At 72.8% G+C, this 14,519-nt stretch carries 14 protein-coding genes; 6 read left to right on the top strand and 8 right to left on the bottom strand.

Annotated features, from left to right (window positions below):
- Positions 1-93 precede the first annotated feature (93 nt).
- The 3 genes from ACIQRL_RS11590 (at position 94) to ACIQRL_RS11580 (ending at position 2,705) form a co-directional block, all read left to right on the top strand.
- The gene (locus ACIQRL_RS11590) at positions 94-1,242 is read left to right on the top strand and encodes a lipid-transfer protein (protein ID WP_401330188.1); all 1,149 of its coding nucleotides are present in this window, start codon (positions 94-96) and stop codon (positions 1,240-1,242) included.
- 72 nt (positions 1,243-1,314) lie between these two features.
- The gene (locus ACIQRL_RS11585; protein WP_401330818.1) at positions 1,315-1,806 is read left to right on the top strand and encodes a Zn-ribbon domain-containing OB-fold protein; all 492 of its coding nucleotides are present in this window, start codon (positions 1,315-1,317) and stop codon (positions 1,804-1,806) included.
- 137 nt (positions 1,807-1,943) lie between these two features.
- Complete coding sequence (locus ACIQRL_RS11580; protein ID WP_401330185.1) at positions 1,944-2,705, top strand: enoyl-CoA hydratase/isomerase family protein; 762 nt, start codon at positions 1,944-1,946, stop codon at positions 2,703-2,705.
- Positions 2,706-2,718: 13 nt separating this feature from the next.
- Here ACIQRL_RS11580 and ACIQRL_RS11575 read toward each other — a convergent pair whose 3' ends face one another.
- From ACIQRL_RS11575 to ACIQRL_RS11565, 3 genes are all read right to left on the bottom strand, one after another.
- Entirely contained in the window at positions 2,719-3,357 is a 639-nt protein-coding gene (locus tag ACIQRL_RS11575) for a hypothetical protein (protein WP_401330182.1), read from the bottom strand.
- A 57-nt stretch (positions 3,358-3,414) separates the two neighbouring features.
- Positions 3,415-5,733 carry a PQQ-binding-like beta-propeller repeat protein gene (locus ACIQRL_RS11570; protein WP_401330181.1) on the bottom strand — a complete coding sequence of 773 codons (2,319 nt, stop codon included), beginning with the start codon at positions 5,731-5,733 and terminating at the stop codon, positions 3,415-3,417.
- A gap of 404 nt (positions 5,734-6,137) precedes the next feature.
- A complete protein-coding gene (locus ACIQRL_RS11565; protein ID WP_401330179.1) occupies positions 6,138-6,872 on the bottom strand; it encodes a VOC family protein in 735 nt (244 codons plus the stop codon).
- A gap of 675 nt (positions 6,873-7,547) precedes the next feature.
- Here ACIQRL_RS11565 and ACIQRL_RS11560 point away from each other — a divergent pair.
- Entirely contained in the window at positions 7,548-8,195 is a 648-nt protein-coding gene (locus ACIQRL_RS11560; protein ID WP_261701778.1) for a TetR/AcrR family transcriptional regulator, read from the top strand.
- 152 nt (positions 8,196-8,347) lie between these two features.
- Here ACIQRL_RS11560 and ACIQRL_RS11555 read toward each other — a convergent pair whose 3' ends face one another.
- Together ACIQRL_RS11555 and ACIQRL_RS11550 are read right to left on the bottom strand one after the other, a co-directional pair.
- Positions 8,348-8,974 carry a nitroreductase/quinone reductase family protein gene (locus ACIQRL_RS11555; protein ID WP_401330176.1) on the bottom strand — a complete coding sequence of 209 codons (627 nt, stop codon included), beginning with the start codon at positions 8,972-8,974 and terminating at the stop codon, positions 8,348-8,350.
- Between the two features lie 158 nt (positions 8,975-9,132).
- Complete coding sequence (locus ACIQRL_RS11550; protein WP_401330175.1) at positions 9,133-10,320, bottom strand: acyl-CoA dehydrogenase family protein; 1,188 nt, start codon at positions 10,318-10,320, stop codon at positions 9,133-9,135.
- Between the two features lie 192 nt (positions 10,321-10,512).
- Between ACIQRL_RS11550 and ACIQRL_RS11545 the strand changes: the two genes are divergently transcribed.
- Together ACIQRL_RS11545 and ACIQRL_RS11540 are read left to right on the top strand one after the other, a co-directional pair.
- Complete coding sequence (locus tag ACIQRL_RS11545) at positions 10,513-11,706, top strand: thiolase C-terminal domain-containing protein (RefSeq protein ID WP_401330173.1); 1,194 nt, start codon at positions 10,513-10,515, stop codon at positions 11,704-11,706.
- A gap of 11 nt (positions 11,707-11,717) precedes the next feature.
- Positions 11,718-12,374 (top strand): pyridoxal 5'-phosphate synthase, encoded by a 657-nt coding sequence (locus ACIQRL_RS11540; protein WP_401330171.1) that lies wholly within the window; start codon positions 11,718-11,720, stop codon positions 12,372-12,374.
- Positions 12,375-12,445: 71 nt separating this feature from the next.
- On the opposite strand, the gene ACIQRL_RS11535 is transcribed toward ACIQRL_RS11540, so the two are convergent.
- The 3 genes from ACIQRL_RS11535 to ACIQRL_RS11525 all read right to left on the bottom strand — a co-directional run bounded on the left by ACIQRL_RS11535 (position 12,446) and on the right by ACIQRL_RS11525 (position 14,515).
- Positions 12,446-13,312 carry a GNAT family N-acetyltransferase gene (locus ACIQRL_RS11535; protein ID WP_401330169.1) on the bottom strand — a complete coding sequence of 289 codons (867 nt, stop codon included), beginning with the start codon at positions 13,310-13,312 and terminating at the stop codon, positions 12,446-12,448.
- 72 nt (positions 13,313-13,384) lie between these two features.
- Positions 13,385-13,990, bottom strand: a complete 606-nt coding sequence (locus ACIQRL_RS11530; protein WP_401330166.1) for a GNAT family N-acetyltransferase — start codon at positions 13,988-13,990, stop codon at positions 13,385-13,387.
- Between the two features lie 87 nt (positions 13,991-14,077).
- Positions 14,078-14,515 (bottom strand): Zn-ribbon domain-containing OB-fold protein, encoded by a 438-nt coding sequence (locus ACIQRL_RS11525; protein WP_401330816.1) that lies wholly within the window; start codon positions 14,513-14,515, stop codon positions 14,078-14,080.
- Between the last annotated feature and the right edge of the window lie 4 nt (positions 14,516-14,519).

Genomic DNA, 14,519 nt, shown 5'->3' with positions numbered 1-14,519 from the left:
ACCTCCCGCCCGAGCACCACTAGCTGACTGACCGTCAGATTAGCTGTAGCCTGACGACCTGTCAGCAGCCGGGAATGTGCGCGGAGGTCACCCATGCCAGGGATCAAGGACGCCACAGCCGTCGTCGGAATCGGGCAGACCCCCTTCGCCAGGCAACTCCCCGAGTCCGAGAAGACCTTGGCCTGCCGTGCGATCCTCGCCGCCCTGGACGACGCCGGCATCGCGCCCGCCGAGGTCGACGGGCTCGCCTCCTACACCATGGAGGAGACCGACGAGGTCGAGGTCGCCAAGGCCGTCGGGCTCGGCGACCTCACCTTCTTCAGCAAGGTCGGTTACGGGGGCGGCGGTTCCTGCGCCACCGTCGCGCACCTCGCCGCCGCCGTCGCCACCGGTCAGGCGACGGTGGGCGTGGCCTGGCGCTCGCGCAAGCGGGGCAGCGGGCCGCGCCCCTGGAAGAACACGGCCGTCCAGCTCCCCACCCCGGCCCAGTGGACGCGCCCCTTCGGGCTGCTGCGGCCCGCCGACGAGATAGGGATGCTCGCCCGCCGGTACATGCACGAGTACGGGGCGACCCGCGACCATCTCTTCAACGTGGCGCTGGCCTGCCGCAACCGGGCCAACCAGAACCCGGCCGCGATGATGTACGAGCGCCCGCTGACCCGCGAGATGTACATGACCTCCCGCTGGATCAGCGAGCCCCTGTGCCTCTTCGACAACTGCCTGGAGACGGACGGCGCGCTGGCCTGTGTGATCGTCTCCGCCGAGCGGGCCCGCGACTGCCGGCGGCGGCCCGTGTACGTCCACTCCGCGGCCCAGGGCCTGCCCGCCCAGCACCACGGCATGGTCAACTACTGGAACGACGACCCGCTCACCGGCCCCGCCTGGACCGCCGCCCGACACCTGTGGAAACACGCCGACTTCACGCCCGAGGACGTCGACGTGGCCCAGATCTACGACGCGTTCACCCCTCTCATCCCCCTCTCGCTGGAGGGATACGGCTTCTGCGGGCGGGGCGAGGGTGCGGCCTTCACGGAGGGCGGCGCGCTGGAGATCGGCGGACGGCTGCCCGTCAACACCGGGGGCGGCGGACTCAGCGAGGCCTATGTGCACGGCTTCAACCTCATCAACGAGGGCGTGAAGCAGTTGCGGGGCACGAGCACGGCGCAGGTGCCGGGAGCGGCCACCTGCCTGGTCACAGCGGGGGAAGGGGTCCCCACCTCCGCGCTCCTGCTGAGGAGTTGAGGAGCCGAGATGGCCGAGCCGACCGAGATGACCAAGGTGACCAAGGTGACCGGGACGACGAAGGTGGCTGGGATGACCGAGGTGGCCGGGATCACGGAGAAGGCCGGGAGGGCCGAGGACGCCGGGCCGGACGAGTCCCTTCTGTCGCCCGTCCTCGACGACGACGGCAGGCCCTTCTGGCGGTACGCCGCCCGGGGTGAACTGCGCGTCCAGTCCTGCGCCGCCTGCGGTGAGCTCCGCTTTCCGCCACGCCCCTGCTGCCCGCACTGCCACTCCTTCGCGAACGAGTGGCGAAGGATGAGCGGGCGGGGCCGGATCTGGTCGTACGTCGTCCCCCATCCGCCGCTCCTTCCCGCCTACGCGGAGCTGGCCCCGTACAACGCGATCGTGGTGGAGCTGGCCGACGCGCCACGGATCCGGCTGGTCGGAAATCTGGTGAGCGGCCCGGACGAACCCATCGACTCCGTCGCACCGGAACGGATTCGGATCGGATCGCGGGTGCAGGCGGTGTTCACCGAGGTGAACGGCGTCACCGTCCCGCGCTGGGTCCTGGAGCGGGCGTGACCGAGGACGCGAACGGGAACGGGAACGGAAACAGCAACGGGTCAGGAGCTCGCCCGGACCGCGCGGGCGAGGCCCGTGCCGGCGCGGGAGGGGCGGGAGGCGGGCCGGGCGGCGGGACCGGAGGCGAGGGGCTCCGCGTGAGCGTCGACAAGGACGCCGGTGTCGCCGTCCTCACGCTCGACCGGCCGGACCGGCTCAATGCCATCGACCTCGCGACGGCCGCCGAACTGGTCGCCGCCTGGCGCGAGTTCCGGTTCGACGACACCGTACGGGCGCTCGTCGTCACCGGCGCGGGACGGCGGGCCTTCTGCACCGGCATCGACCGGAGCGCCCAGGTGCCGCAGCCCGGCTCCCCGTACATGGTGGACGATCCGCTCGCCGCGATCGGGCCGAAGGCGAACGACCTGTGGAAGCCGGTGATCGCCGCCGTGAACGGGATCGCCTGCGGTGGCGCCTTCTATCTGCTGGGCGAGTCGGAGTTCGTGGTGGCCGACGAGGAGGCGACCTTCTTCGACCCGCACACGACGTACGGCATGGTCAGCGCGTACGAGTCCGTCTACCTCGCACAGCGGATGCCGTCCGGGGAGGTGGCGCGGATGGCGCTCATGGGGACCGCCGAACGGATCTCGGCGCGGCGGGCGTACGAGGTCGGGCTGGTGTCCGAACTCACGGCGCCGGGGGAGGCGTTGGCGGCGGCCATAGCGTGTGCGGCCGTCATCGCGTCCTACCCGTCCGAGGCCGTCCAGGGGACCGTACGGGCGCTCTGGCAGGCACAGGAGGCCACCCGAGCGGCAGCCCTCGCGCACGCCCCGCAGCTCGTCTCCCTCGGCAACCTGCCGGGCGACCGTCAGGCGGAGCTCTTCGCGGCGCGGCGCCCGGGCGGGTTCCGGACGCGGTGAGCCCCGCGGAAGGTCACCGGTCGGCAGTGGCCCGGGGATCGACCTCGCAGTGATCGATCCGGTCCACGACCCCCGTGCCGGCAGCGGCCATCCGGACGGTCGCCTTGCCTTTCGCGGGCACCGACACCTGGCTGGTGGAGTCGGCCATGGTGAAGCCGGTCTCGTCCTTGTAGCCGACCTTCACGGTGAAGAGAACCTCGCGCCCGTTCGGATTCCTGACCTCGACGGTCGTGTACGGGTCCTCCTCGCTCGCGCAGTGCACGAGCACCGCGGTCCCGTCCTTCGGGGCCTCGGCGGTGGCGGAGGAGGACGCCGTGGGGGTCGAACGGTGGGTGGGCCGCGAACGGTACGTACCGCCGCCGCTGCCACTGGTACTCGTACCGGAGCCGTACGCGTCACCGCCGGGCGAACTGGAGGAGCCGGACGAGCCGCCGTACAGGTCGCTGCCGGACGAACCGCTGCCGTACGAGCTGCCGCCCGACGTCGACGACGACGAACTGTCGTGGTCCTGGCGGGAACTGCTGCAACCGCCCCCGCCGCCGCTGTCGTGGCTGCGGATCTTGTGGCCCCGGCCCGACGAGAAGCCGGTCAGGGCCAGCACGACCATCGCCGACACCACTGTGAATCTGAGCCTGCGCCCCCGCGTGTACATGCCGTCACCTTACTCACGACCGCCGCACGCGCTCCGACCAGGGCCGAACGGCCCCTCTCACGTCGTGCGGGCCGTCCCGGTCCCCTTCTCCGCGTCCAGCGCGTACACGCAGCGGTCCTTGCTGCAGGCGTACACGACGCCGTCCTTGACCACGGGCGCCCCGGTGATCTCGCCTCCGGTGGCCAGCTTCCAGCGCAGCCGTCCGTCGTCGGCCTTCAGGGTGTACAGGAGATGGTCCGTGGAGCCGAAGTGGATACGGCCCTCGGCCACCGCGGGCGCGCCGACCAGGTCGCCCCCGGCCTGGAAGCGCCACTTCGGGGTGCCGGTGACGGCGTCCAGCGTGTACAGGCCCTTGCCGCTGCCCACATGGACGTGTCCGGCGGCCACGAGGACCGGCTCAGTGGAGGCGCGGGACTCGGTCGCGATGCGCCAGCGGTCGCGGCCGTCGGTCGCGTCGAGGGCGTACACCGTGCCGAGGTAGTCGGCGAGGTAGACACCGCCGCCCGTCACCGCCGGGCCCGGGGCGAAGGTGGGCGGGCAGAGGAAGACGGCCGGGGCCTCGAAGTGCCAGCGGACGTGACCGCTGGCCACGTCGACGGCGAGGACGCGGGTGCCGGCGGCGATGTAGACGTAGCCGTCGGGCGCGTGGGTCATGCGGACCGGTACGCCGCCGCAGGAGGCCGCGTCGCCGATCGGGTACGACCAGCGTTCCTCGCCCGTACGGGCCTCCAGCGCGCGCAGCCGCGCGTCCTTCCAGACGTACACCGTGCCGTCGTGGATCACCGGACCGGACTCCGGGGACTCGAAGTCGGTCTGGCCGCCGCTGATCTCCCAGAGCTTCTGGCCGTTGGAGGCCTCCCACGCCTGGATGCCGCCCCCGCGTGTGCCGGTGACGACCGTTCCGCGGTCGGCCTGCAGGGAGTAGACCCAGGCGTCGGTGGACAGGCGCCAGAGATCGGCGCCCTCCCTGGCTTCGAGCGCGAACAGCGTCGGCCCGTCGGAGGCGTGGATGCGGCCGTCCGCCACCGCCATGGACCACGCCACGTCACGGGTCTTGAAACGGCGGCGGCCGGTCGCCACGTCGAGGGCGTGGACTTCGAAGGAGGTGACGTAGACGAGGTCGCCGGCGACCGAGGGAGTGCCCCAGACGTCGTTCGACATACGGAAGCGCCAGGGGCGCCAGCCGGCCGACGCGTCGAGCGCCGGGGGCGCGGGCGCCGGTTCGGCTCCGTTCACGCCGATGCGCGGCCGGGACCAGGACGCCGCGAGCCCGGCCTCCGGGGGCGGCGCCTTCACGGCCGCCGCGCGGGCGTCCAGGACCCGCGGGCCGGGACCGATGGGCACCGGGGCGCCCGCGAGGCGCACGGGGCCGGTGTCGGGCGCGCCCACGGGCACCGGGGCGTGCGAAGGGGGCGGAGGGACCACCGGGCGGCCCCCGCCGCTGCGTCCGCTCCCCCCGGTCGGCGGCTTGACCGGGGGACGGCCGCCTCGGCGCGTCTCGATCAGGCCCACCGCCCGCTCGGGCAGCCACGCCGACGCCGTACCGCTGTCGTCGGAGCCGGAGCCGAAGAGATGGGGTGCGAGTTGCGCCTGGAGGTCGGCGGGGTTGGGGCGGGCCGTGGCGTCCATCTGCATGCAGGACTCGATGAGCGGGCGCAGCTCGTCCGGGAGACCTTCGAGGTCCGGGCCCTCGCGGAGCAGCATGAAGACCGTCTCGACGGGGTTGGCGCCGTGGAAGGGGGCGTGCCCGGTGGCCGCGAAGACGAGCATCGAGCCGAGCGAGAAGACGTCACTCGCACCGGTGACACTGCGCGAGTCCTTCGCCTGCTCGGGCGACATGTAGGCGGGGGTGCCGACGGCGACATTGGTCATGGTCAGGCGGGTGTTCGAGACGCCGGACGCGATACCGAAGTCGATCACACGCGGCCCGTCCTCGACCACCAGGACGTTCGAGGGCTTCAGGTCGCGGTGGACGAGTCCCGCTCCGTGGATCGACTGCAGCGCCTCCGCGACACCCGCCGCCAGCCAGCGCACGGCCTGGGCCGGGAGCGGCCCGCACTCATTCACTATCTCCTCGAGTGAGGGCGCGGGCACGTAGGCGGTGGCCAGCCACGGCACCGCGGCGCGGGCGTCGGCGTCGACCACGGCGGCCGTGTAGAAGCCCGACACGGCGCGGGCCGCCTCGACCTCGCGCGAGAAGCGGACCCGGAACAACTGGTCCTCGGCGAGCTCCGTTCTGACCGTCTTGATCGCCACGCGCCGGCCGGAAGCCGAGCGCGCGAGATAGACCAGCCCCATGCCGCCGGCACCCAGCCGTCCCAGCACCTCGAACGGCCCGATCCGGCGCGGATCGTGCTGCGTCAGCTGATCCACCACTTGCCTGCCACCTCCCCGTACGGGTCGCGTCATCCACGTATGAACGCGGCCCAGTGCAGCGTCTCACCACCGCACCGCCATGGCGGCACGCACCCCGATTCTTCCTGGCCGAGCCGCCTGTTGCGAACCCGGGGGCGGATCGGGGTGTCTCGTGACAAAACAACCGTCCCGGCAGAAGTACGCCCGCCGGGGCTCGACGGTTCAGGGCGGAAATGCGCCCCTCACCCCAGAAGTACCCCGCCCCGCACCCCCGGAAGTGCCGTCCCTCACTTCCATCGGACACGCCCCCGGGCCTCGATGGGCCGCACCCCGCCGCAGAAGCGTTTCCACCTGCACCGTCGAAGCGACGTCAACGGTGAAGCGTCGTCACCGCCGAAGCGATGTCACGGCCGGCCGGGGCGTCTTCATCGTTCGAGTACCGCGAACGACGCACCCTGATTGTCCGTGACGACGGCCACCCGCCCGTACGACGTGTCGAAGGGTGTCACCTGGACCCGGCCGCCGAGCCGGTTCACCGTCCCGAGTGTCTCCTCGCAGTCCTCGACCCCGAAATGGACGAGGAAGTGGGGAGGCATCTCGGCCGGAAAGACACCCGACACGGGGACGCGGCCGAAATCCGGGGTCGCGTCGGGTCCGAACAGGGCGTCGTGGAACAGGGCTCCGTAGAAACGGTCGACGGCCGCGGTGTCGCGCGCGTACAGCTCGGCCCAGCAGAACGTGCGCGGCTCGTGACGCTTGGCGAAGCCGGCGTGGGTGCCGGGCTGCCACAGCCCGAAGACGGCGCCCTCCGGGTCGGTGGCGAGGGCGGCCGTGCCCAGCGCGCCCGACGGTCCGGCCGGCGCGGGCGCGGTGATGATCTGGCCGCCCGCCTCCCTGATCCGCCGGACGAGCGCCACGGCGTCCGGGGTCGCGAAGTACACCGTCCACACGGTGGGCATCCGCCCGTCCCGCTTGGGCGTGAGCGCCGCGACCGGCTCGCCGTCCAGCTCCGCCCAGCCCTCCGGGCCGGACTCCTCGGGGAACGTCCAGCCGAAGAGCTCGCCGTAGAAGCGCTTGCCCGCCTCGACGTCGGGGAGCTGTGCGTCGACCCAGCAGGGCACACCCTCGGAGAACGCGGCGACAACGGCTGATTCGGCCATGCGGCCAAGCTAACGGCCCTTTCCGCATCCCGCAGGGCATGCGCACCTGCTCCGGTGACGCCCCGCCCCTGCTCAGGGGCCCGCGGGGGAACACGCGCGCCATTTCCGGGGGGGGTGCACGGGAGCGTGAGCCACCCTTTCCGGGCCGGGCGGAAAGTCCAGGGACCGGTTCTCGGGGCCGGGGCAGGGGCCGGGGCAGGGAGCCGGGGGGCCGGAAGCGGGGCGGGAAAGTCCGGGAACCCCTCGTCGGGGCCGGGCGGAAAGTCCAGGAATCGTTCCCCCGGAGCAGGCGGGAACGCGGGCCGCCTTCCCCGGGGAGCGGGCGCGAAGTCCGGGAAACCGTCCCCTCGGAGCGGGCGGGAACGCGAGCGGCCTTCCCTGGCGGCCCCGGGAAGGCGAGCGTCTCCTCCCGCGCGGCTCCCGGGAAGGCGAGCGGCCTTTTCCGGGGGCCGCGTGGCAGCACTCGAACCGTCGATGGGCATCGCACCGGAACACGTGAACCGTTGCCGGGGGTTCACGTGGGTGCGCGCGGTCCTCCGCCGGGGGCACCGGAGAACCCCTCCGGGGCCCTGGTGAACCCCTCGTTGAACCCCGTTGAACCCCCGCGCCGTACGGCCGCACCCCATTTGCAGTCGGCCGAATCGCGCTCCGATCACCCCTCGGTAAGCTGACGGCATGACAGGACAAGTGCGTACCGTCGACGGCCGCGTGGCCGGACGACGTGGGCAGGCGACCCGGCAGAAGCTGCTCGACTGCCTCAGCGAGATGCTGAGCTCCTCGCCCTACCGGGATGTCAAAGTCATTGACGTCGCCCGGAAGGCAGGCACTTCACCGGCGACCTTCTACCAGTACTTCCCGGACGTCGAAGGCGCCGTCCTGGAGATTGCCGAGCAAATGGCCGCCGAGGGCGCTGGGTTGACCCAGTTGCTCGAAGGCCGCTCCTGGGTCGGCAAGGCCGGTTGGCAGACCGCGCAGGAACTCGTCGACGGCTTCCTGGAGTTCTGGCGGAAGAACGACGCGATCCTTCGAGTCGTCGATCTCGGTGCCGCCGAGGGCGACAAGCGGTTCTACAAGATCCGCATGAAGATCCTGAACTCCGTGAACAACTCCCTTACGGACTCGGTCACCGACCTCCAGGCCAAGGGCAAGGTCGACAAGGACGTGAACCCGGCCGCGATGGCCGGTTCCCTTGTCGCCATGCTCGCGGCGGTGGCCTCGCACCAGAAGGGGTTCCAGTCCTGGGGCGTCAAACAGGCGGAACTCAAGCCGAATCTCGCGCTGTTGGTGTATCTGGGCGTGACCGGGAAGAAGCCGACGAAGTAGATTCCCGCATCCGAACGCCCCAGCTCCTGTCATGCGGGCGGCAGTTCACTCCGGAGGAACACTCCGGTGAACTGCCGCCCGCTGCGCTGTACGGGCGAGGAGGACCGACCGGGCCGACCAGGCAAACCGGCCGAACCGTGCGAACCGTGCGTTCAGCCGGACCGGAACCGGCCTTCCGCGGCATCGGCTGGCACCGGTCGGCGCACGAGCCTGAAGAGCCGTATCTCCCGGTCCACCCGGGCCTGATAGGCGGCGTACGGCGGCCAGAACGCCAGGGCCGTCTTCCAGACGGCGGCCCGTTCCTCTCCCGTGAGGAGCCGGGCGGTCACGGGGATGTCCTCGCCCTTCCAGTTGATGACGGCGTCGGGATGCGCGAGCAGGTTCGCGGTCCAGGCGGGATGGTCCGTACGCCCGAAATTGGACCCGACGAGAATCCACCCGACCCCCGGCACCACACCCGAGCCGGTCCCCGGCACCTCACCCGAGCCGGTCCCCGCCGCCCCACCCGAGCCGACCCCCGCCGCCTCACCCGAGCCGGTCCCCCGCACCGCACCCGACGCCTCGCGCTCCGGCATGCACGCCAGGGGGGTACGGCGCTCCAGGCCGCTCTTGGCGCCGCGCGCGGTGAGGACGACCCCCGGCAGCATCTGGGCGCTGAGCAGCACCTTGCCGCGCGTGAGCCGGTGCACGGCGCGGTCGAGCGCCGGGATGAGATGAGGGGCCACCCTGGCGAAGGTCCGGGTGGAGGACACCCTCTGCACCAGCCGCACACCGGGCATCCTTCTCGCCCCGGTCCCCGTACCCGCCCTCCCGCCGGCGCCGGACCCCGTACCGGATCCGGTACCCGATCCCGTACCGGTCCCCGCGTCACTCCCCGTGTCGCTCCCCGCGCCCCTCCTCGCGCCGCCCCTCGTACGCGAACGCCTGGCCGCCGCCATCAGACCCTCACCTCTCCGCCGTCGAAGAGACGCGCGACATCGGCGGCGTGCGCGCGCAGCCGGTGCACGGGGCCGAAGAGCAGTTCGTCGCCGGACGCTCGCTTGAAGGCGAGATGGGCGTCGTGCTCCCAGGTGAAGCCGATGCCGCCGTGCAGTTGGATGCCCTCGGAGGCGGCCACGCGCAGCGACTCCAGTGCCTGGGCGAGCGCGAGCCCGCCCACCCGCTCGCCGCCCGTCCCGGTGGCCCACGCCGCGTAGTAAGCCGCCGAGCGCGCCGACCGCACGCCCACGTACACGTCGGCGAGCCGGTGCTTGACCGCCTGGAAGGAACCGATCGGCCGCCCGAACTGCTCACGACGGCGTACGTGTTCGACGGTCCGTTCCAGCGCGCGGTCGGCGGCGCCCACCGCTTCCACGGCGAGGACGGCGGCGGCGGCGTCCCCGACGCCGGCCAGCGCGGCGGGCACGTCGGCCTGTTCCTCGCCGAGCAACTCGGCTTCCACATTCCGTAGTTCTATCCGGGCCTGTGGCCGGGTCGCGTCCAAGGACGTCTGCCGTACGCGGACGATCCCGTCGGCGCCCGCTCTCACCAGGAACAGCAGCGTCCGCGACCGCGCGAACCCGCCGGTGTGCGCGGCCACCACCAGCAGCCCGGCGCTGTGTCCGTCGAGCACCTGCGCCGCCTGCCCGTAGAGCCGCCACGCACCCTCCGCACGGCGCGCCTGGACGCCCCCGGCACGTCCGCCGCCGGCCCAGTCGCCACGGTTGTCGCCGACCAACCCGAGAGCGGTGGCCAGGCCCGTGCCGGGCACCGCGAGGGCGGCGGTCAGCGCGCCCGAGGCCAGCGGCGGCAACAGGGCGGCACGCTGGGCCTCGGTGCCGAGGTCCAGGATCAGCGGGGCGGCGAGAACGGCGGTGGACAGCAGCGGCGAGGGGGCGAGGACCCGGCCCGACTCCTCGCAGGCGAGGGCGAGTTCGGTCACCGAGCAACCGACACCGCCGTACACCTCGGGGAGGGCGAGTCCGGGCAGCCCGAGCTGTCGCGCGAGGGTTTCCCACAGCGCCGGGTCGTAACCGGCCGGGGTCCGCTCGGCGGCCCTCAGTTCCTCCGGACCGCACCGCTTCACCAGCAACTCCCGCAGCGTGCGGCGGATTTCCTCCTGCTCCGCGGTGAGACGGGCATCCATGGGCGGGCTCCTCCCTCGTCGGACAGTGGGACGGCTGGGCGGTGGGACAGCCGGGTGGGACAGCCGTGCGGCCGGACAGCCAGGCGGCGGAGCCACGATCTGACGGGCCGTCATGTTAGGTCGCCGGGTTCCAGATGCACAGGGGTGCGACCACCTCCCGGCGGGGCAGTTGTCTGATGTACCGTCAGATTCATGACGCACGCCACCCGGAGCCACAGCCGTCGAAAGGTCGCCGTCGTCGGCACAGCCCTGTCCGACTGCGGCCGCGTGGACGAGGCGACCCCGTACGCGCTGCACGCCCAGGCCGCGCGCCGCGCGCTGGCCGACTCCGGTCTCGACCGTTCGGTGATCGACGGCTTCGCGTCGGCGGGTCTCGGCACCCTCGCACCCGTCGAGGTGGCCGAGTACCTGGGGCTGCGGCCCACATGGGTCGACTCGACCTCCGTCGGCGGCTCCACCTGGGAGGTCATGGCGGCCCATGCGGCCGACGCCATCGCGGCGGGCCACGCCGACGCCGTCCTGCTCGTCTACGGCTCCACCGCCCGCGCCGACATCAAGGCGGGGCGCCGCACCGGCAACCTGTCCTTCGGCGCCCGGGGCCCGCTCCAGTTCGAGGTGCCGTACGGCCACACGCTCGTCGCCAAGTACGCGATGGCCGCCCGCCGCCACATGCACACCTACGGCACCACGCTCGAACAGCTCGCCTCGGTCGCCGTCCAGGCCCGCGCGAACGCGGCCCACAACCCGGAGGCGATGTTCCGCGCCCCGGTCACCGTCGACGACGTCCTGTCGGGGCCGATGATCGCGGACCCCTTCACCAAGCTGCACTGCTGCATCCGCTCCGACGGCGGCGCGGCGGTGCTGCTGGCGGCCGAGGAGTACGTACGCGACTGCCGTACGACCCCGGTGTGGGTGCTCGGCACCGGCGAGCACGCCTCCCACACCACCATGTCCGAGTGGGCGGACTTCACCGTCTCCCCGGCGGCGGTGAGCGGCCGGCTCGCCTTCGAACGCGCCGGCGTCCGCCCGGCCGAGATCGACCTCGCCGAGATCTACGACGCCTTCACCTACATGACCCTCGTGACCCTGGAGGACCTCGGCTTCTGCGCCAAGGGCGAGGGCGGCGCCTTCGTGGACGCGGCGAAGGGGCGGCTCCTGGTGGGCGGGGAACTGCCGGTGAACACCGACGGGGGCGGCCTGTCGGCCCAGCACCCCGGAATGCGCGGCCTGTTCCTGCTGGTGGAGGCCGTACGTCAGCTGCGCGGCGAGGTGCCGGAGGAACGGCAGGTACGGCGCCCCGACGGCACCCTGCCCGAGCTGGCGGTGGCGTCCGGCACGGGGGGCTGGTTCTGCTCCTCGGGGACGGTGGTGCTGGGGCGGGGGTGATACTCGAAGCCATGGAACCGGATCTTCATGAGCTGCTGAGATCGCTGCGGGTGTGGGACACGGAGCTGCCCGGCTTCGCGCCGGAGGAGGCGCCCGCGGACCCGCTGGCCCTGTTCACCCGGTGGTTCGCGGAGGCGGTGGCGGCCGGGCAGACCGAGCCGCACACGATGTCGCTGGCGACGGCCGGCGAGGACGGGCTGCCCGACGTCCGGACGGTGATGCTGCACGGCGCGGACGACCGGGGCTGGGCGTTCGCCTCGCACGTGACGAGCCGCAAGGGACGCCAGCTCGCCGTACGGCCGTACGCCGCCCTCGGCTTCTACTGGCCCGCGCAGGGTCGCCAGATCCGGCTCCGGGGCCCCGTCACGGTCGCGCCGCCCGAGGAGGGCCAGGCGGACCTGCACGCCCGGTCCACCGGGGCTCTGGCCGCCGCCCTGGTGGGTCACCAGAGCGACGTCCTGCCGTCCCGGGCGGCGTTGGACCGGGCGTCGGACGCAGCCTGGGAACGGGCCGAACGCGCCCCGCACTCCCCCGCCCCCACCTGGACCCTCTACCGCCTGCACCCGGACGAAGTCGAGTTCTTCCAGGGTGACGCCCGCCGACGCCACGCCCGGCTCGTCTACCGCCGCGCGGACACCGGCTGGGACACAGAGCTGCTGTGGCCGTGACACGCGCCCTCGCACCCGCCGTCGTACGTGAAGGTGTAGGCGAAGGTGAAGGTGAAGTCGTACGTCTGGTCCTACGTGAAGTCGTACGCCGCGAAGTCCGAGACAGGGCGGTAGCCGATGCGCTGGTAGAGGCCGTTGCTGGTCGGATTGGCGAGGTCGGTGAAGAGCAGCACCTCCTGGAGGCCGGCGGCGACCGCGGCGCGGCTCACCTCGGCGGTGACGGCACCGGCGTACCCCCGTCCGCGCAGATGGGCCGGGGTGTAGACGGGAGCGACGCGGAGCTGTCCGGCGATCGGGGGTGTCGCGCCCGCCATGGCGACAGGGGTGCCGTCGGGGGTCTCCCAGAGGGTGATGCCGCCGTAGGAGATCCGCTCGTCGGCCCAGGCGCCGCCGTCACGGTGCGCGCCCTCACCGATCGCCTCGGCGAACTCCGTGTACCAGCGGGCGAGCAGGTCCCGGTCGGTTTCGCCCGCGACCCTGGCCCGGCCGGCCGGCGCGGGCTCGGGCGCCGTCAGGTCGCCGAGCCGGTACAGCCGCTCGCCGCGCAGCAGCGCGGCCGTCGCTCCGGTCCGCCGCCGCCAGGCCGCCGCGAAGGCCGCCGCGGTGTCGGTGTCGGCGGAGACACCGGGCACCTCGATCTCCGCGTCCGCGAGCAGCGCGGCGAGCGTGTCCGCGTCCCGCTCGTCCAGCGGCGTGAGGTTCAGCCGGTACGGCGGCGTACGGAAGAAGGCCGCCGTGACCGCCCCGTCCCGCTCCAGGAACCCGAAGACCGGCGCGCTCCCTCCGAACCCGTCCATGCCCCGCCGGCGCAGCGCGTCCGTCACGGTCAGCGCGACGGTGTGCTGCGCCGGCCGTGACCGGAGGAAGTCTCCGGCCCGGCCGAGAAACGCGTCGAGGTCACGGGTGAGCTGCCAGTCGTACGCCAAGGTGGAGGTCATGTCCGATGATCCCGTGCGCCCACCGCGCCGTGCCTCCGATTTTTCCGCTGCCCTTCGGCCCGCTCCCCGGCCTCAACGAGCCGGCGCCGGGTCCGGATCCGTCGCCAGCCGGCCGTGCAGGTGGACGTCGCGGAACGCGTCATGGCGCCCCGCCTCGAACATCGCGCCGCGCAGGGTCCCCTCGTACCGGAATCCGCAGCGCTCGGCGACCCGGCAGGACACCTCGTGGCCCACGGCGTGGCCGAGGTCGAGGCGGTGCAGGGCGAGGTCGACGAAGCCGTAGCGGGCCGCGAGGGTGAGGGCGCGGGTGGCGACCCCACGGCCGCGGGCGTCCGGCAGGACCCAGTAGCCGACGCGGGCGCAGCCCATCACGTGGTCGATCTCGTTGACACCGATGTGGCCCAGCGTCTCGCCGCTCTCGGCGTCGGTGACGCAGAAGGAGACCCCGGTGCCGCTCGTCGCGGCGGCGACGCGCCTCCCGAGCGCCGCACGGGCCGTGTCGATGTCCCGGACGAACGTGAGCGGGGTGTTCCAGCGCTGGAACTCCGGATCGGCCAGCCCGCGCAGATACGCCGAGACATCGGCGTCGGACTCCGGGTCCCAGGGGCGCAGCAGCAGACCGAGGCCTGCCAGCTCGGGGAAGGGATGGACGGCGAACTGTTCATGGACGTCGGACATCCCGCCATTCAAACCCGTTCACGCCCGGAGGTCACTCCCCTGACGGACCGGGCTCCCGGAAGAACCCCGCGGCGGCCCGGCTCCCGGTCAGCGTCCGAACCGGACGGAGTCGGTCTCCGGCGCGTGACGCGGTTCGGGCCGGAACACGGGGACGCCCGCCCGGAACGCCACCCACAGCCTCATCCCGATCCGCAGGGCCGTCTCCTCGCACCCGACCACCTCGGTCATCATCCGGGGACCCTCCGCCAGGTCGACGACGGCGGCGACGTACGGCACCCGCTCGCCGAACGGCGGCAGATCGTTGCGGTGGACGACGGACCAGGTGTAGAGCGCGGCGCGCCCGCTCGCGGGGCGCCAGCCCACGTCCTCGCTCCAGCAGTGCGGGCAGAACTCCCGTGGGTAGTGGTGGACGCGGTCGCAGGCCGCGCAGTGCCGGATCAGCAGCCGCCCTTCGGCCGCCGCGTCCCAGTACGGCCGGGTGAAGGCGTCACCCTCGGGCACGTCGAACCCGTCGCCGGCCCCCATCGCC

Origin of the sequence: Streptomyces sp. NPDC091209 (assembly GCF_044757755.1) — a bacterium.
Taxonomy (GTDB): Bacteria; Actinomycetota; Actinomycetes; order Streptomycetales; family Streptomycetaceae; genus Streptomyces.
The sequence above is the reverse complement of the archived record's forward strand: the minus strand, read 5'-3'. Positions and strand labels throughout refer to the sequence as shown.